Origin of the sequence: Marinomonas vulgaris, from assembly GCF_018145875.1 — a bacterium.
Lineage (GTDB): Bacteria > Pseudomonadota > Gammaproteobacteria > Pseudomonadales > Marinomonadaceae > Marinomonas > Marinomonas vulgaris.
This window is the reverse complement of sequence record NZ_JAGSSV010000010.1, coordinates 67,075-83,491: the sequence shown is the minus strand read 5'-3', so window position 1 is coordinate 83,491 and position 16,417 is coordinate 67,075. Positions and strand designations below refer to the sequence as shown.

Below are 16,417 nucleotides of genomic sequence, written 5' to 3'. Positions count from 1 at the left end.
CCACCAGCAAGACTCGGATGGACCCAAACAGGAATGAACATGACAACGCTTTTACTTTTTACCGATTTAGATGGCACCTTACTTGATCATCACACCTACAGTTTTCAGCCCGCTAAGGCCACTTTAGAGTCCTTAAAGACCTTTGCTATTCCTTGTGTTATCAATACCAGCAAAACCTTTGCCGAGCTTCTTTCGCTCCGCCAGGCTCTAGAACATCAAGGCCCTTTTATTGTCGAAAATGGCTCTGCGGTCTACCTTCCAAAAAACTTCTTTCTTAATATTGAAGAAACACTCGAAGACTGCGGCGACTATTGGCGTAAATCCTTCGGGCCTCATCGTGATCAGCTCATCGAACTGACCAACGACAAACACGACAGCTACGACTTTCAACGTTTCAGCGACATGACTTGCCAAGAGCTGATATCAATCACCGGCCTAGATGAAAAAAGTGCTACTCAAGCCATGCAGCGCGAATTTACCGAGCCCATGGTGTGGAACGACTCCAAACAGGCTTTAAACACCCTGCGAGATCAACTGGCTCCCTTCGATGTTCAGGTTCAAAAAGGCGGGCGATTCGCTCACCTTATGGGAAAACAGTGCGACAAGGCCAACGCCATGCAATGGTTGATCGAAGTGTATGAACAACAAAGTGACGAACCCATCAACACCATGGCATTAGGCGACGGTGAAAACGACATTGGCATGCTCAGCAAAGCCGATGTGCCTGTGGTGGTTCGTTCGCCCGTGCATGCGCCACCAGAAATACCACATCGAAGTGATGCCTGGTTAACCGACGGTTATGGACCAGAAGGCTGGGCACAAGCCGTCGATTTATGGCTCACTAAACATGGCATTTTGTAGGCAAATCACCTTGTGAAAAACAAACAGTAAAAATAGAACGAGTAGAAAACAACACCAACAAAAACAGCATTTACATTATTATTTAGGAGATCCACCATGGGTGACTTTCATCAAAACGGTATCATTACCACTCTTCATAACCTGGCCAATCGACCGTTAGAAGAAATGGAGAAGGAGCTTTGTGAGTTTGCAAAAACCCGCCCCATGTCTCTTATTCTGCCTTGTCTGTATTCAGAGTTAGAAACAGACGCTATGCCAAATATCTTGAAGCATTTGCAACAGGTACCCTACCTGTCTGAAATCATCATTGGTCTAGATCGCGCCACCGAAGAACAATACCGCCACGCTTTAGATTTTTTCAGCGTTCTACCACAAAATGTCAAAGTTTTATGGAACGACGGTCCACGCTTACGGGCCATCGACAGTGTGTTAAAAGGCGAACATTTGTCACCATCTGACCCAGGCAAAGGCCGTAACGTTTGGTTTTGTATGGGCTATAACTTAGCAGCGGGCAAAGCCGAATCCATCGCCATGCATGATTGCGACATTGTCACCTACGATCGTGAATTACTGGCACGTTTGATTTACCCAGTCGCTAACCCCAATTTTAACTACGAATTCTGTAAAGGCTTTTATGCCCGCGCCGCCAACGGCAAAATGAACGGCCGTGTCAGCCGTTTGCTGGTCACGCCGTTATTGTGCTCATTGAAAAAAGTCTTTGGTCATTTGGATTATTTGGATTATCTAGACAGTTATCGCTACCCGCTGGCTGGCGAGTTTTCTTTCCGTCGTGATGTGATGACCGATTTACGCATCCCCAGTGATTGGGGTCTAGAAATTGGCGTATTAAGTGAAATGTATCGCAACTATTCGACCAACCGCTTGTGTCAGGTAGATATTGCCGATATTTACGACCACAAACACCAAGACCTTTCTGCCGACAACGACGACGGCGGCTTGTCTAAAATGTCCATTGATATCACCAAGGCGATTTTTAGAAAGCTGGCCACCAATGGCACAATTTTTAACCAGGAAACCTTCCGTACTATCAAGGCGACCTATTACCGCGTGGCGTTGGATTTCATTGAAACCTATCGTAATGATGCCGAAATAAATGGCCTTAAATTAGACGTGCACACCGAAGAGCAAGCGGTCGAGCTCTTTGCCAGTAACATTATGAAAGCGGGTAACCAGTACCTTGAAAACCCGATGGAAACGCCTTTTATTCCAAGCTGGAACCGCGTTGTTAGCGCTTTTCCGGGTGTCATGTCTCAGTTGGCAAACGCAGTGGAATTAGACATGAATGAGTTTGGCCCCAAGTCATCCAAATAGGATGACTTTTTCGATCCACAACACAGGTAGATAATCATGGAAAACGCCCCTTTATCTCATTTAGAACCTCGGCTGATCGCGCATTTACAAACCATTTACCCTCATCTGAACGGTAAAGACTTGGCGGATAAATGTTTGGCGACCTTCCACCTAGACCCTGCCACTGAATCTCCTCGCCCCCACAAAAACCTGTGGGATCAGTCCGATATTATGCTCATTACCTACGCTGATACTTTGCGTCGTAAAGATGAAGCCCCTTTGGAGACCCTGCATCAGTTCGTTAAAAGCAAATTGGCTGACTCGATTTCTGCGGTGCACTTGCTGCCCTTCTTTCCTTACAGCTCAGATGATGGTTTTAGCGTAATGGATTACACCACGGTGAATCCGTCCTGTGGGCGATGGGGTCATGTTTCAAATCTCGCCAAAGACTTTAAAGTCATGGGTGACTTAGTAATCAACCACTGCTCCAGCCGCAGCATGTGGTTTGAGAACTTCAAAGCCGGCGTTGATCCGGGCGCCAACTTTTTCTATGAAGCCGACCCTAATATGGATTTGAGCGCTGTGGTTCGCCCAAGAACCTCGCCTTTACTACGAGAAGTGCAAACCAAAAATGGTGAAAAGCACGTGTGGTGCACATTTAGCCATGACCAAGTGGATTTGAATTTTGAAAAGCCAGAGGTGCTACTGGAATTTTTGCGCATTATCCATTTGTATCTTGAAAAAGGCATACGCTGGTTTCGTTTGGATGCGGTGGCGTTTTTGTGGAAGATTCCCGGCACCAGCTGCATTAATTTGCCGCAAACCCATGAAATTATTCGCTTATTGCGCTTAATGATAGAACATTACGCCCCAGAGTCGGTGATTATTACCGAAACCAATATTCCCAACCAAGAAAACCTGACCTACTTTGGTAACGCCAACGAAGCGCATTTAATCTACAACTTTTCTCTGCCACCGTTACTGATTAACAGCTTGGTCACAGGCAACAGCAACCATTTGAAACAATGGTTAATGAGCATGCCGCCCGCCCAGCAAGGCACGACCTATTTGAACTTCCTCGCTTCTCATGATGGCATTGGCCTGCGCCCAACCGAAGGCTTGTTATCAGAATGGGAGTTAGAGACGTTAATCAACACCATGAAACGCTTCGGCGGCAAAATCAGCTCGCGCACCACGCCAGAGGGTGAAGCTAAACCTTACGAAATCAATATCAGCCTGTGGAATGCGTTATCTGGTTCAGCGCAACAAGGACCAGATCAATGGCAATTTGCCCGATTCCTTTGCGCCGCTGGGGTAATGATGGCTTTAGAAGGCGTGCCAGCGTTTTATATCCATAGTTTATTTGGCACAGAAAACGATTTAGAAAGAGTGGAAAACACCGGACACTTTCGTTCTATTAACCGCCATATTTGGGATATGGAAGATCTAGAGCACGCGCTTAATACGCCTACTCACCATCAAAAAGTTTTTAACAGTGTCACCAAACTCACGCAGATTCGTCGCGTTCAACCGGCGTTTCACCCAAATGCGACCCAGTATGTGTTGCACATGGGGGAAAATCTGTTTGCCTTTTGGCGCCAAAGTCTCGACCGCCGTCAAAGCTTGTTCGCCGTGTATAACATGACGGATCAGCCGCAAAGCTTCAGCTTGTCGGAACTAAACTTGATCGCCACAGACGACTGGACGGATTTGGTATCAGAGCAGGTATACGAAGATCACTTGGGCAAAATTACCTTAATGCCCTATCAATTTGTCTGGTTGGCAAACAAAAAAGGTCGTGTTAAAAGCACGGTTTGATTCGCTTACGACTTTACTAAATTATCAGAAGCACAGCGGTGAGTGATTGACTCAGTTTAATGGCTCACCGTTTTTGAAAACACATTGATGACCACCACGCCAATCACGATAAGCGACATGCCAATCCACGCCGCCAGATCCAGTTTCTCGTTGGCAAACAAATACCCAAACAAAGAAATCAACACCACGCCCAAACCTGACCAGATCGCATAAGTCACGCCAGTCGGTATGGTGCGCATGACAATCGTGAGGAGGTAAAAAGAAAAGATATAACCGACCACAACAATGATGCTAGGGCCCAGTTTGCTGAACGAATCCGACGCTTTTAGCGCCGATGTGGCAACCACCTCAGCGACAATGGCTAAAAACAAAATAAAGTAAGTCATGGTCAGTTTTTTAAACGTCCGTTTCTAATGTAATCTCTTCTGCTAAAAAGCCACCTGTTTGATGTGCCCACAAGGCTGCATAGATGCCATTGTGTTGAATCAATTCTTCATGACTGCCCTGCTCCACAATATTCCCTTTATCTAACACAATCAAACGATCCATGGCCGCGATAGTAGATAAACGGTGCGCTATGGCAATTACGGTTTTGCCTTGCATTAACTTGTACAAACTTTCTTGAATCGCTGCTTCCACTTCAGAGTCTAACGCCGAGGTAGCCTCGTCTAGCACCAACAGGGGAGCGTCTTTTAGCAACACTCGGGCAATGGCGATACGTTGGCGTTGGCCGCCAGAAAGCTTAATGCCACGCTCTCCCACCATAGCGTCATAACCTACATTGCCAAACGGGTCGGTAAGGGTCTGAATAAAGTCATGCGCCTCGGCTTTTTTCGCCGCCGCGATCATCTCGTCGTCGGATGCGTCCGGGCGACCGTAGAGCAAATTCTCTCGCACCGTTCTGTGCAACAAAGACGTATCTTGCGTCACCATGCCGATTTGCGCACGCAATGAGTCTTGCTGAACATTTGCAATGTTTTGTCCATCAATGCGAATTTGCCCTGACTCGATGTCATGAAAACGCATCAGCAAATTCACGATTGTCGATTTACCGGCACCAGAGCGACCGACCAAACCGACTTTTTCGCCCGCTTTGATCGACAACACCAAATTTTCGATCACCTTGCTGTCTTGTTTGCCGTAGTGAAAATTCACCGCATCGTATTCGATCATGCCATTTGGCACGGATAAGCTTGGTGCGTTCGGTTTATCTTCTATCTCAATCGGGCGAGACAAAGTTTTCATTCCATCGTTCACCATGCCGATGTTTTCAAATAAGGTACTGATTTCCCACATAATCCACTGGGACATGCCATTCAGGCGAAGGGCCAAACTCACCGCAATGGCGATCGCCCCCACGCTAATAATGCTGCCGGTCCATAACCAAATCGACAAGGCCGCCACTGAAAACGCCAAAACATAATTCGAAACTTGGACGCCCACGCTCAGCATGGTGACCAAACGCATCTGTTTGTGTACGGTTTGTAGAAAACCGTCCATGCCATCTTTGGCGTAATCCGCTTCCCGTTGGTGATGGGAGAAAAGTTTGACCGTAGAAATATTGCTGTAACTGTCGACAATTCGCCCCGTCATAGTAGAGCGGGCGTCGGCCTGTTCCGCTGAGATTTTTTTCAGTTTTGGCACGAAATAGACCTGCAAAAGTACATAACAGGCGAGCCAAACCAGCATAGGAATCATCAAGCGATAATCGGCTTTGGCGATCAACACCACCATAGAAATAAAGTACACCGAGATGTAAACCAGCACATCGAGCAACTTCATCACGGTTTCTCGAACCGCCAAAGAGGTTTGCATCACCTTGGTAGAAATACGCCCAGCAAATTCATCCTGAAAAAACGACATACTTTGACGCAAAATATAATGGTGCGATAACCAACGTATGCGCATGGGGTAATTACCCAGCAAGGTTTGGTGAATAATCGCCGAATGTAAGAAAGTCACCACCGGCATGGCGACCAAGATCATCAACGACATTAATAATAAATGGGTGCTTTCTTCGGCAAAAAACGTCTCAGGATCTCGGTTGATCAACCAGTCCACCAGCTGTCCCATAAAGCTAAACAGTACCACTTCCAAAATAGCAATGGTGGCGGTGAGCAAAGACATGAGCAAAAGCGGCACTTCCACCCCTTTTGAAAAGTATCGACAAAATGCGTACAAGGTTTTAGGGGCTTGAGCGGTTTCGGTATCAGGGTATGCAGAGACCCACTTTTCAAAAAAACCTAGCATGACATTCCTTTTAAAAGGGAAACAGTGAATGAGTTAAGATGACCAACCCACAAAATAAGAGCGAAATTGAACCACGTTACAAAAATGAACACCACAACTGATAAAGCCTTAAAATTGACGCCGTACTGTCTTTACTCAGTGTTTGCACAATTAATCCGTCCTTGTGAATACAAAGCGATTATACTTTCTTTCACTCTGATCGTTGGATTTTTGTTTAATAAGCATTCTGCGTATAAACAAAAAGATGGCCCTAACTAAGTTGATATATGAAGCTCACTTTACCTGTTATTTTAGTCCTTGGCCTGTTGGCTGGTTTGACCCCTTTTGCCATTGATGCTTACCTTCCCAGTATCCCCACAATCGCCAGCAGTTTGAACACGGACATTGGCTTGGTTCAGCTAACGCTCAGTATTTATCTGATTGTGTTTGCCTTGTTTCAACTGGTTTTTGGGCCGATTTCCGATGCGCTTGGCCGCCGCCGTGTGGTGGTAGGCGGGTTGCTGGTGTTTGCCTTCGGTAGCTTCTTTTGTGCTTTGTCACAAAGCTACGACATGCTGCTGACAGGTCGTGCTATTCAGGCTTTTGGTGGCGCGGCTGTGGCTGTATGTGTTCCCGCGTTGGTCAAAGATGGCATGTCGATCAACCAATTCGCCAAAGCCATGTCTCTGGTCATGTTGGTGATGGCCTTAGCACCATTGGCAGCGCCTATTATTGGCGGCGCTATTTTGACCTTGCTGGATTGGCACTACATTTTTGTTTTCTTAGGTCTGTTGGCTCTCAGTGCCATAGGGTTATTTTTACGTGTCATCCCAGAAACCTTGCCGGTAGAAAACCGTTCGCCTTTCTCTTTTATGAAGGCCATTCGTAATTATATCACCTTATTAAAAAACCCCTCCGTATTGGGTTATATCGTGGTGGCCGCCTTTTATTTTGGCGGCATGATGAGCTTTATTACCGGTGCATCGTTTGTATACATCGAAATCTATGATGTTGACCCTGCTCACTTTGGTTTTTTAGTGGGCTTAAACGTGATCTCCATGATGATTGCTTCCACCATCAACAGCCGTTATGTAGAGAAGCTAGGAACAGAAACCCTGTCTAAATACGCGATTTATGTACCTATTTTTGCGTCTGTGATGATGCTCGTTATCTGTCTGTTCGATCGACCACCACTGTGGACCATCATTGTTGCCAGCATCATGTACATGGGCCCGATGGGGATTTTAGGCAGCGGGTTTATGGCCGGTGCACTCAAGCACGCTGGCAACCACAATGGCAGTGTCACCGCCCTCGCAGGAACCTCTCGTTTTGCGTTTGGTGCTTTAGGCGGCACCGTCATCAGTCTACTGCACAATGGCACCTTTATTCCCATGCTGGTCACCATAGCGACCTGTGGCGTCATTTCCTTTGTGGTATTTCAAGTAACGATTCGCTACACAAAACCAATGCTGGAACAGTGAATCGACCTAGACCTTTATCGAAAATCATTATTTAATAGTCTTACTTTATATCTGAATTTATAACTCTAAATTTTATAACACTAAAAGGAGCCTACTGTGCTAACCACTCAAACCCTTGTTGAGAAAGTCAAGACCACCCCTGAACAGGTGATGTTTAAAGAAGTCATTGATGTGATCGAACGTGAATACGATTTCACACCGACGTCTTTCACTAATGGCGAACAAAGCAACGGACTTAATGAAAATAATGGTTCATGCAAAATTTTCTCTCTGGCTTCTTTGCTTAAACTAAACAAAATCGAAACCTTGAACTTGTTCGGTGACTTTTACCGCGTCGACGTGTTAGACAACCCAACGGGGGAAGACCATCAGAACATTCGTCAGTTTATGATCCATGGCTGGAGCGGCATTGCGTTTCCAACCCCTGCACTCACAGCTAAAAGCGTGTAACCCACAGCTAACAGCCGACACACCGACGCCATTGTGATCCTCTTTTATCTCAATGGCGTATTGTCTAATTCACAGCTCACAAACTATCCCACGCTTTGCCATGGTTGAAACCCGTCCCCATTCAATGCGATAGTGCTGACACTGAAAACGATGAGGTGATTATGGAATTAGTGGCTTTTGATTTAGACGGTACCCTACTCAACCGGCACCAGCGCCTTTCTGATTACACATTAGAAACCTTGGATCGCCTAAAAGCAGCGGGCGTATTTTATACCGTCGCCACAGGGCGCACCCATTTCGCCGCCATGCCCTGCATTCAAGGCCATGACTTTCCAAACTGGCAAATCTTCAAAAATGGTGTGGAATGGTGGGACCCAGCCCAAAGCCAATATCGTCACCGTAATCTGTTGTCCCAAGGGCATATTTTTGAGTTACTTGGCTCGTTTGAAGAAAACCAAATAACGCCCTTCGTTTTTTGCCTCGACGAAGATGGCTCACACCGTGTATATCATTCCCCTGTTATTGGCGATGTGAACAATTACCTAGCCAATGAGCTGGGCAACAATAAAAACATGAGTTTGCATACGCTTGATGAACTGCCCCAACACGCGAAAATCACCAACATCAGCGCCATGGGACGACCTGAAATTATCGATAACATTATTCAAGACAGCAAAAAACACCAGCATCTTACCGCCTACTCAGGCGGCGGAATCTACAATCAGGATGCCTTTTGGTTAGATATTCATCACAGTAATGTGTGCAAAGGCTCAGCACTTACGGAACTAAAAGCGGAAGTCGGTGCCGAACGGTTAATAGTATTCGGAGATGGCGACAATGATTTATCCATGTTCAACGTGGCCGACGAGGCCTTTGCGACAGACAACGCCATGCCCCACGTGAAAGAAGCCGCCAACCAGATTATCGGTCATCACGACGAAGACGGCGTGGCTCGGTATTTAAGAAAACGTTATGACTTGTAGAAAGTCTGTAAAATGAAAACGCGCAATAAGAACGACAAATAACCGACTTGGGTTGATTTTTAACTCCCATGCCGCCATTAACGTAAAGACAACATAATTGCCTTTACCCAGTGGTCATAATGCACCATCATGATTAAAAGAATAACGAAATTGGAGAAATGCCATGTTTGAATTTCTATTGTTTATCGCTGCCTGTGCAGCCATTGCTTTCTTGGTAGCCAACATTCAAAAAATCGCTGTCGCACCAAAAACCAAACTTCAGCCAATTAAAATCGAGCGCGAAGAAAAAATGCGTCGACCTATATCGCGCCAGAAACGCCCAGACTAATTACCAAAGCGGCTATGCTACCTCTGTGTTAACTATTTCTACTAGCAAAAACGCCGGATTTTAATCCGGCGTTTTTGTATTAATCCCATACTCTTTTAATTTATTCGCAATGGCACTGTGGCTCATTCCAACTGCGTTGGCGAGTTTTCGAGTGCTGGGAAAGTTGGGGTACAAACGCCGCAACAGATCCGCTTCCCATTGCTTCACGGTTTTCTCCAACGAACCATCCAACAAACGTAGACTGGCCGTTTCTTGGGCTTCGGCTAGGTGAATGTCTTCTGCTTGCCACTCTTTATTGGTCGCCGTCAGTAGAGTTTGCAAGCACACATTTTGCAACTCTTTCAGATTACCTGGCCAATCGTACAAAGCTAGTTTAGCCAGCGCGCCTTTGGACACGCTTGGCATAGAAAAGCGATAGCGTTCTGATTGAGATAATAAGGTTTGCTGAACCAAGCCCTCTAGATCAGCTTTGCGTTCTCGCAGCGAAGGCAGCGACAACACTAAGCTTGCTAATTCGAAGTACAAACCTCGATCCAATATCTCACCATTCCCTAGGGCTTTTTCATCCTTAGACGACACGCTGACTATGCGCACTTTGGCATCTAAACTGGTGTGCATACTCGGTTGCTTCAGCAACCATTGGACAAGATCAAGCTGCACTTGCTTGTCTAGGTGCTCTATGTCTTCAATCACCAACCAACCCGCGGTGAGTTCAGGGTTATCTAACTGCGCAATATCGGCTTGGGATAAGTCTCTAGCGGAACGCACCCGCAATTGAGTCTCATCGTCGCCCTGCTGCTGTTGCCAATACTGAAATAAAGCCTCGATTAGATCTCGCTTACCCGTGCCCACTTCCCCCTGTATCAACAGGGGCGCGTCTAAATGAGCAAAGGCGCGGGCTTTTAACAGTGTACGTCCCATGGCACCGCTTTTAATCACCGACGGTTGAAAGTAATGTTCTAAGTGATTCTCGGCCTCGGGGGCTTGCTTCAAACTGGCCGTTTGACGATCCAACCGCGCTTGAGATTTTAAGTAAATCACACTGCCAGCCGGCAATTTAGCACCATCGTCGTGGGTCACAAAAATCGGCTTAGTTTCTAACAATAGAGTTTTGCCACGAAGACGAATACGTTTGCTCATGCCACGATTAGGGTCTGTCCATGTGTCTTTCGATACATTAAGCCCTTTAATAAAGAGCGATAAAGGTTTGTGTAATAAGTCTGTGATCACAACACCCAAATCATCGGCTGCCAATTGCGTCACCATGGTAATTTGGCCTTTTAAATCCACCGACACAACCCCATCGGGCAGAGCTTCCAGCAAAGTATAAAGCGCGTTGTGCTCTCTTTCTGATGGGGTGAACATCACGGTTTTCACATCTTCGACGCTGTCTAAGCGACGAATATCCGCTAGCAAACGCTGCAATTTTGGAAAAGGGATGTCGGAAAAGCCACAATAAATACAACGCCGCTGTGTATCAACCTCCACCAGCCGCATGTCGATACCATGAGGAATGAACAAATCCAATGCTTCGCGCACCATGCCTATTCGATCTTCACATTGTATTTCTAGTCTCATAGCCCTTGTCGTCTCATGGTTGATTAGATTGACGTGTTTTTGTCGTATAGCCTTCTTTAGAACTTAGCGCTTTTTGGAATCCAGTAGCAGCAAATTTCTTTGCGGCGCAAAAGAATCATACAATGGCAGTACCGCCGCCCCTAATACACCCGCCGTGCGTGCCGTTTGCGCTTCTCTTATACAAGGAGTCGGCAGCATGCTGTGCTTCATCAGGCTGGACTCAATGTGACGGATCAGTGCCGTCAACACAGACGATGGCAGGCGCCCTCCAATCAGTAAGGCTTCGGGGTCATACAAGGCAATCACAGAGGTCAGCGCTGGGGTGACTTCCAGAGCGACCTCTCTCGCCCATTGATCGATCAGCGATTTATTGGCGGGGTTGCCCCATGCAAAATCGTCTATTGGCCAAGCGGCCTGATGAGCGGCAAAAAAGCGCTCTAACGACGACAAGGACAAAGCCTCAAGAATCCATTTACCGTGCTTACCCGTTGCCGCTGGAATCAGGCCAAAACTGCCTGCTTTTCCATGGGCACCAAAATAACACTCGCCATTGGCCACCATAGCACCACCACAAGCACGGCTTACAAATAGGTAAAAAAAGTCCCGTTGCGGTGCTTTCGTTGCCAACAAAAGCTCGCTCGTCGCTGCGGCCACGGCGTCGATTTCGCAGTAACAGGCCACGCCCGTTAATTCCGCCAACCAGACCTCAAAAGCATCCGATTGCCAATAAGCCAAGGCTTGCTTTAATGCTTCTAGCTTGCTTCTTTGTTCGGTGTCCGTCACCAAGGTATCGAGCCAAGAGTCCATATAGTCGGGCCTGGCTAAGCCAATGCCTTGCACCTTTCGCCAATCGTCACCAAGGGTCGCTTTTACTTCTTCGATCAACTCAATGGCAATGGCTTTCGCCATATGCTCTGTTGGAAACGACACCATACGCTCAAGCAGCAAGACACAGTCGCCGCTAAAATCCAGTAAAGCCGCGCTGATATGATCTCGGTCCACATTGATACCCAGTCCATAAGCGCCTTTTTTATTAATGCTTAGCTTGATAGAAGGTTGCCCGCGTCGTCCTGTTACCTTACCGGTAACAGTAAGCAGATCTCGCTCAAGCAAAGAAGAGGTAATCACCGAGATGGTTTGAGCGCTTAAGCCAGTGCGCTCTGCCATAGTGACCCGAGAAATTTCTGGGTGTTGTCTCGCCAGATGCAGAATGATTCTTTCATTGTAAACGCGGCCTTGTTCAGACGTACTTCCTGACGATTTCATAGCCGATCACCTTTTAATTAAGCCCGTAAACTAATTGCTGACATTTAATAAATCTAATTGATTTAATAATATAACTCATTTAGATTAACTCTTGCTCAAAAAAGTACTGACCAGACCAATAAAAATATCGACGCCACAACAAGGACAACCTCATGTCTTCGCTTCCTGATTTCGCATCACCTCGTTTCCTAAAAGACCACATACAAACCACCTTGGGCTTTTATCATCCTCGTTGTCTCGATCCAAAAGGGGGTTTTTTTCACTTCTTCAAAGACGATGGCGAAATTTACGACAAAGATACGCGACATCTAGTAAGCAGTACCCGCTTTGTGTTTAATTACGCCAAAGCCTATCAAGCGGCTGCGGCCAACAACGCAAGCGCTTCTGACCAACAAGCCTATTTAGACGCCACTCGTCATGGTTTACGCTATTTGCGTGAGCGTCACCTGCGAGAAAATGGTGGTTATGTATGGCTCCTCAGCCAAGATCAAAACCTAGATGAAACCAATCACTGTTATGGTTTTGCCTTTGTCATGCTGGCCTATGCCACTGCCTACAAAGCCGGTGTGGAAGAAGTCAAACCTTGGATAGAAGAAACCTTTAACACCATGGAAACCCATTTCTGGGACGCCGAATTTGGTTTGTACAAAGATGAAATTTCCCCAGACTGGCAAACCGTCTCACCATATCGCGGACAAAACGCCAATATGCACAGCTGCGAAGCGCTTATCGCTGCGTACGATGCCACCCAATCGCCAAAATACCTAGAGCGTGCCATTGAGCTGGCTCACAATATCTGTCTCCGCCAAGCCAAACTGGCTGGGGGCGAAATTTGGGAACACTACACCACCAATTGGCAAGTAGATTGGGAATACAACAAAGACGACCCAAAAAATCTGTTTCGCCCTTGGGGTTTCCAGCCTGGTCATCAGACCGAATGGGCCAAGTTGTTATTGTTAATTCATCAACGCTCACCACAAGCTTGGCTGATACCAACCGCCCAGCATTTATTCGACCGAGCTTGGACAAAATCTTGGGACAAGACCCACGGCGGCCTCTGTTATGGCTACGATCTAGAGGGACAAGTGTGCGATGGTGACAAATACTTCTGGGTACAAGCCGAGTCCTTTGCCGCTGCCGCCATGCTGGCCATCTATACTAAAGAAGACAAGTACTGGGAATGCTACCAGCAGCTTTGGCAATACAGCTGGTCGCATATGATCGACCATTACCATGGCGCATGGTTTCGCATTCTAACCCAAGACAACCAAGCCATAGACAATTGTAAAAGCCCAGCGGGTAAAACCGATTACCACACCATGGGCGCGTGTTATGAAGTTATCGAGCAATTGAAACAATAAACTCCCGAACTAGACTGGCAAAGCATTGACGATAAGCAAGGGGCAATCATTCTATTCATTATCAAAATGAAGTATGATGCAGCCCCTTACGTTGGTGGACGAGAGCCTCTTACTTTATGCAGTTAGACAAAATAGACCTCAATTTACTTCGTTATTTAGACTCTCTACTAAGAGAGCAAAACGTTACTCATGCCGCGAACCAACTCGGCATCACCCAACCTGCCATGAGTAATGGCTTACGACGTTTACGAGACCTATTTCACGACCCACTTCTCGTTCGCACCAGCGATGGCATGATGCCTACGGCCTTGGCCATTCAACTGCAACCACGGGTGCAAAACATCCTACAATCGGTAGATGAAGTACTGCACCTTGGTCAAAATTTTGAAGCACAATCCAGTTCTCGAGTGTTTCGCATCATGGCCAGCGACTACGCAGAAGCCACTCTGATCCCGCCTTTGATGAAAAAGCTGCAAGAAGAAGCACCTAATGTCATTCTAGACGTCATGAATCCGAGCGATGTGAGCTTTCACGACGTGGAAAAAGGCAAGGTAGACTTGGTGATCAACCGGTTCGATATCTTGCCACAGTCTTTTCATCAAAAATCCGTGTGGGTCGACCATTTTTCCTGTTTGGTGCCTGCCGGATCTGAAATCGCAAAGAACTTTTCATTAGAAGCCTACCTCGCCTCCCCCCATGTTTGGGTAAGCAAAACCGGCTTTGGTGTGGGTGTTGGGATTCAACCTGAAGAAGTACAAAAGTTAGGTTGGGTGGATGGTTCTTTGGCAGATTTAGGCTTTAAACGCAATATTCGCCTCTTCACTCGTAACTACAATGTGGCCATGCGTGCCACAGAACAACTTGGCCTTGTCGCCACCCTACCTTCTCTTGCAACGCGCTTAATGAAAGACAACAAGAGCGTTGTTGTATTACCGCCACCATTTGATATTCCACCAGTGGAATTAAAAATGCTTTGGAGCCCGCTGTTACAGCATGATCCTGGCCACATTTGGCTGCGCTCTACCATCGCCGGTTGCGCTAGAACCATTGCCGAAAACAACAATTTGTAGCTTATCGGCACGATAAGCAGAAGACAAAAAAATAGATATAAAAAAAACGAGCCAATGCTCGTTTTTTTATATCTGAGTTTAAATATGTATCTTCGGCATCACATATTATTAAGCTGCTCAATCGATTCTTCTGCACTGGATACTGTGCGTTTCAAATCCGTTATTAAGCCATTCTCAAGGCTGTAACACCAACCATGCACATGCAATTCCTGCCCCATTTTCCAAGCATTTTGCACTATGCTGCTGTGGCACACATTGGCCACTTGCTCCACTACGTTTAATTCGCACATGCGGTCAAATCGCGCATGTTCATCATCAATGGCATCAATTTCCTCTCTGTGTAACCGATACACATCTTTGATATGACGTAGCCAGTTGTCTATCATGCCGTGTTCTTCGTTGGCCATGGCGGCTTTTATGCCACCGCAACCATAATGCCCTACCACCATAATGTGTTTTACTTTCAGCACATCCACCGCAAATTGAATCACCGACAAACAGTTTAAATCTGTATGCACCACTACGTTAGCAATATTCCGGTGTACGAACACTTCGCCCGGTAAAAGGTCGACAATTTGGTTGGCTGGAACACGGCTGTCCGCGCACCCTATCCACAAATATTCGGGGTATTGTTGATGGGACAAGGTCGAGAAAAAATCGGGATCTTCCGCCGTTACCTTGGCCGCCCATTCTCGGTTTTTATTAAACAGATCTCCTAAATGATTAGACATCATGGTTTCCTTCATTTTTTTGATACCAACGGAGTTTCACGTCCGCGGTTAACGAAATAGACTCAAGCAACTTCACCGCTTCTCGCCCTTCATAAGACGCCTTATGAATGTGTGGTGTCATGCTCAATAATTCTTGAATATGGGTTTGCGACGACAGGCTAAAAGTAAAGCGCTGAGCCTGTTCTTTAATCAACTTAAAACCAGGGACGCCATCGGCATAGGTCGGTTTGAAGTCGTGGATAGATGGGTACAATAGGCGTCGCAATTCAATAAGGTGGTCGGCGCCAGATTCGACCAGCAAGAGCAAACCCTTATTGCTCAATGCTCGAGAGAACTCCGAAAAGACGGGAAAACCAAATAAACACACCACGGCATCGAATCGCCCTTCTGGTACTGGCAAACTGGCGTTGCTGCCTACAATCCAACTGACATTTTTGTCCCGTTTGCTGGCGGCCAATACCGCCCATTTAGAAATATCCAGTCCAGTTCGCTCGGCATGAATACCCTTTGATGTCAGCGACTTACCCATTTCATTTAGGTAATAACCTTCACCACAACCGGCGTCTAGAATTCGCATATCATTGACCATATGAGAATCTGGCCAGGAGTCCAAGATCGCCTCAACAATAGGATAATAATGTTGCTGATTCAAAAAATTCTGCCGTGCCGCGACCATTTCTTTGCTGTCGCCAGGATCTTTTGAGCGTTTATTTTGCACGGGTAATAAGTTCACATAACCCGTTTTGGCCAGATCAAATGTGTGCCCATGCTCACAGGACAATACCCGTCCATTCAGCTTTAAGGGCGCGGCGTCTATTGGACAGATCAAACTTTCAAGCGTCGACACAATGTTCCTTTAATTGGATAAAAAACGGTTAAACACTAGGAGAATCTTATGATTCTGATGCACTTACAAGGCACTTCGACAGGGAGAATACCTTATTCGCCAC

The 16,417-nt window shown here is 46.5% G+C and carries 15 protein-coding genes; 9 read left to right on the top strand and 6 right to left on the bottom strand.

Translation table 11 applies throughout. The annotated features are described in order from the left end of the window. Positions 1–39: 39 nt before the first annotated feature. The 3 genes from J9B83_RS09740 (at position 40) to J9B83_RS09730 (ending at position 3,990) form a co-directional block, all read left to right on the top strand. On the top strand, positions 40–861 hold the full coding sequence (locus J9B83_RS09740) for an HAD-IIB family hydrolase (RefSeq protein ID WP_211536568.1): 822 nt from the start codon (positions 40–42) through the stop codon (positions 859–861). A gap of 96 nt (positions 862–957) precedes the next feature. Continuing rightward, complete coding sequence (locus J9B83_RS09735) at positions 958–2,193, top strand: glycosyltransferase family protein (RefSeq protein ID WP_211536567.1); 1,236 nt, start codon at positions 958–960, stop codon at positions 2,191–2,193. A 36-nt stretch (positions 2,194–2,229) separates the two neighbouring features. After that, positions 2,230–3,990 carry an alpha-amylase family glycosyl hydrolase gene (locus tag J9B83_RS09730; RefSeq protein WP_211536566.1) on the top strand — a complete coding sequence of 587 codons (1,761 nt, stop codon included), beginning with the start codon at positions 2,230–2,232 and terminating at the stop codon, positions 3,988–3,990. 56 nt (positions 3,991–4,046) lie between these two features. Here J9B83_RS09730 and J9B83_RS09725 read toward each other — a convergent pair whose 3' ends face one another. Both J9B83_RS09725 and J9B83_RS09720 read right to left on the bottom strand, forming a co-directional pair. Beyond that, positions 4,047–4,376, bottom strand: a complete 330-nt coding sequence (locus tag J9B83_RS09725; protein WP_211536565.1) for a DMT family transporter — start codon at positions 4,374–4,376, stop codon at positions 4,047–4,049. 10 nt (positions 4,377–4,386) lie between these two features. After that, complete coding sequence (locus J9B83_RS09720; RefSeq protein ID WP_211536564.1) at positions 4,387–6,240, bottom strand: ABC transporter ATP-binding protein; 1,854 nt, start codon at positions 6,238–6,240, stop codon at positions 4,387–4,389. Between the two features lie 266 nt (positions 6,241–6,506). On the opposite strand from J9B83_RS09720, the gene J9B83_RS09715 reads away from it, so the two are divergent. The 4 genes from J9B83_RS09715 (at position 6,507) to J9B83_RS09700 (ending at position 9,461) form a co-directional block, all read left to right on the top strand. Further along, positions 6,507–7,700: a Bcr/CflA family multidrug efflux MFS transporter gene (locus J9B83_RS09715; protein WP_211536563.1), complete on the top strand. Its 1,194-nt coding sequence runs from the start codon at positions 6,507–6,509 to the stop codon at positions 7,698–7,700. A 96-nt stretch (positions 7,701–7,796) separates the two neighbouring features. Further along, entirely contained in the window at positions 7,797–8,150 is a 354-nt protein-coding gene (locus J9B83_RS09710) for a HopJ type III effector protein (RefSeq protein WP_211536562.1), read from the top strand. Positions 8,151–8,311: 161 nt separating this feature from the next. After that, positions 8,312–9,133: an HAD-IIB family hydrolase gene (locus J9B83_RS09705; RefSeq protein ID WP_211536561.1), complete on the top strand. Its 822-nt coding sequence runs from the start codon at positions 8,312–8,314 to the stop codon at positions 9,131–9,133. Positions 9,134–9,296: 163 nt separating this feature from the next. Continuing rightward, positions 9,297–9,461 carry a hypothetical protein gene (locus J9B83_RS09700; protein WP_211536560.1) on the top strand — a complete coding sequence of 55 codons (165 nt, stop codon included), beginning with the start codon at positions 9,297–9,299 and terminating at the stop codon, positions 9,459–9,461. Between the two features lie 60 nt (positions 9,462–9,521). On the opposite strand, the gene J9B83_RS09695 is transcribed toward J9B83_RS09700, so the two are convergent. Together J9B83_RS09695 and J9B83_RS09690 are read right to left on the bottom strand one after the other, a co-directional pair. Beyond that, the gene (locus J9B83_RS09695; RefSeq protein WP_211536559.1) at positions 9,522–11,039 is read right to left on the bottom strand and encodes a TyrR/PhhR family helix-turn-helix DNA-binding protein; all 1,518 of its coding nucleotides are present in this window, start codon (positions 11,037–11,039) and stop codon (positions 9,522–9,524) included. 63 nt (positions 11,040–11,102) lie between these two features. Further along, positions 11,103–12,305, bottom strand: a complete 1,203-nt coding sequence (locus J9B83_RS09690) for an ROK family transcriptional regulator (protein WP_211536558.1) — start codon at positions 12,303–12,305, stop codon at positions 11,103–11,105. Between the two features lie 152 nt (positions 12,306–12,457). On the opposite strand from J9B83_RS09690, the gene J9B83_RS09685 reads away from it, so the two are divergent. Together J9B83_RS09685 and J9B83_RS09680 are read left to right on the top strand one after the other, a co-directional pair. Then, entirely contained in the window at positions 12,458–13,666 is a 1,209-nt protein-coding gene (locus tag J9B83_RS09685) for an AGE family epimerase/isomerase (protein ID WP_211536557.1), read from the top strand. A 116-nt stretch (positions 13,667–13,782) separates the two neighbouring features. Further along, on the top strand, positions 13,783–14,736 hold the full coding sequence (locus J9B83_RS09680) for a LysR family transcriptional regulator (protein ID WP_211536556.1): 954 nt from the start codon (positions 13,783–13,785) through the stop codon (positions 14,734–14,736). 98 nt (positions 14,737–14,834) lie between these two features. On the opposite strand, the gene can is transcribed toward J9B83_RS09680, so the two are convergent. Then, positions 14,835–15,467: a carbonate dehydratase gene (gene can / locus J9B83_RS09675; protein ID WP_211536555.1), complete on the bottom strand. Its 633-nt coding sequence runs from the start codon at positions 15,465–15,467 to the stop codon at positions 14,835–14,837. Continuing rightward, complete coding sequence (locus J9B83_RS09670) at positions 15,460–16,314, bottom strand: putative RNA methyltransferase (RefSeq protein ID WP_211536554.1); 855 nt, start codon at positions 16,312–16,314, stop codon at positions 15,460–15,462. The genes can and J9B83_RS09670 overlap by 8 nt, the downstream gene beginning before the upstream one ends. Between the last annotated feature and the right edge of the window lie 103 nt (positions 16,315–16,417).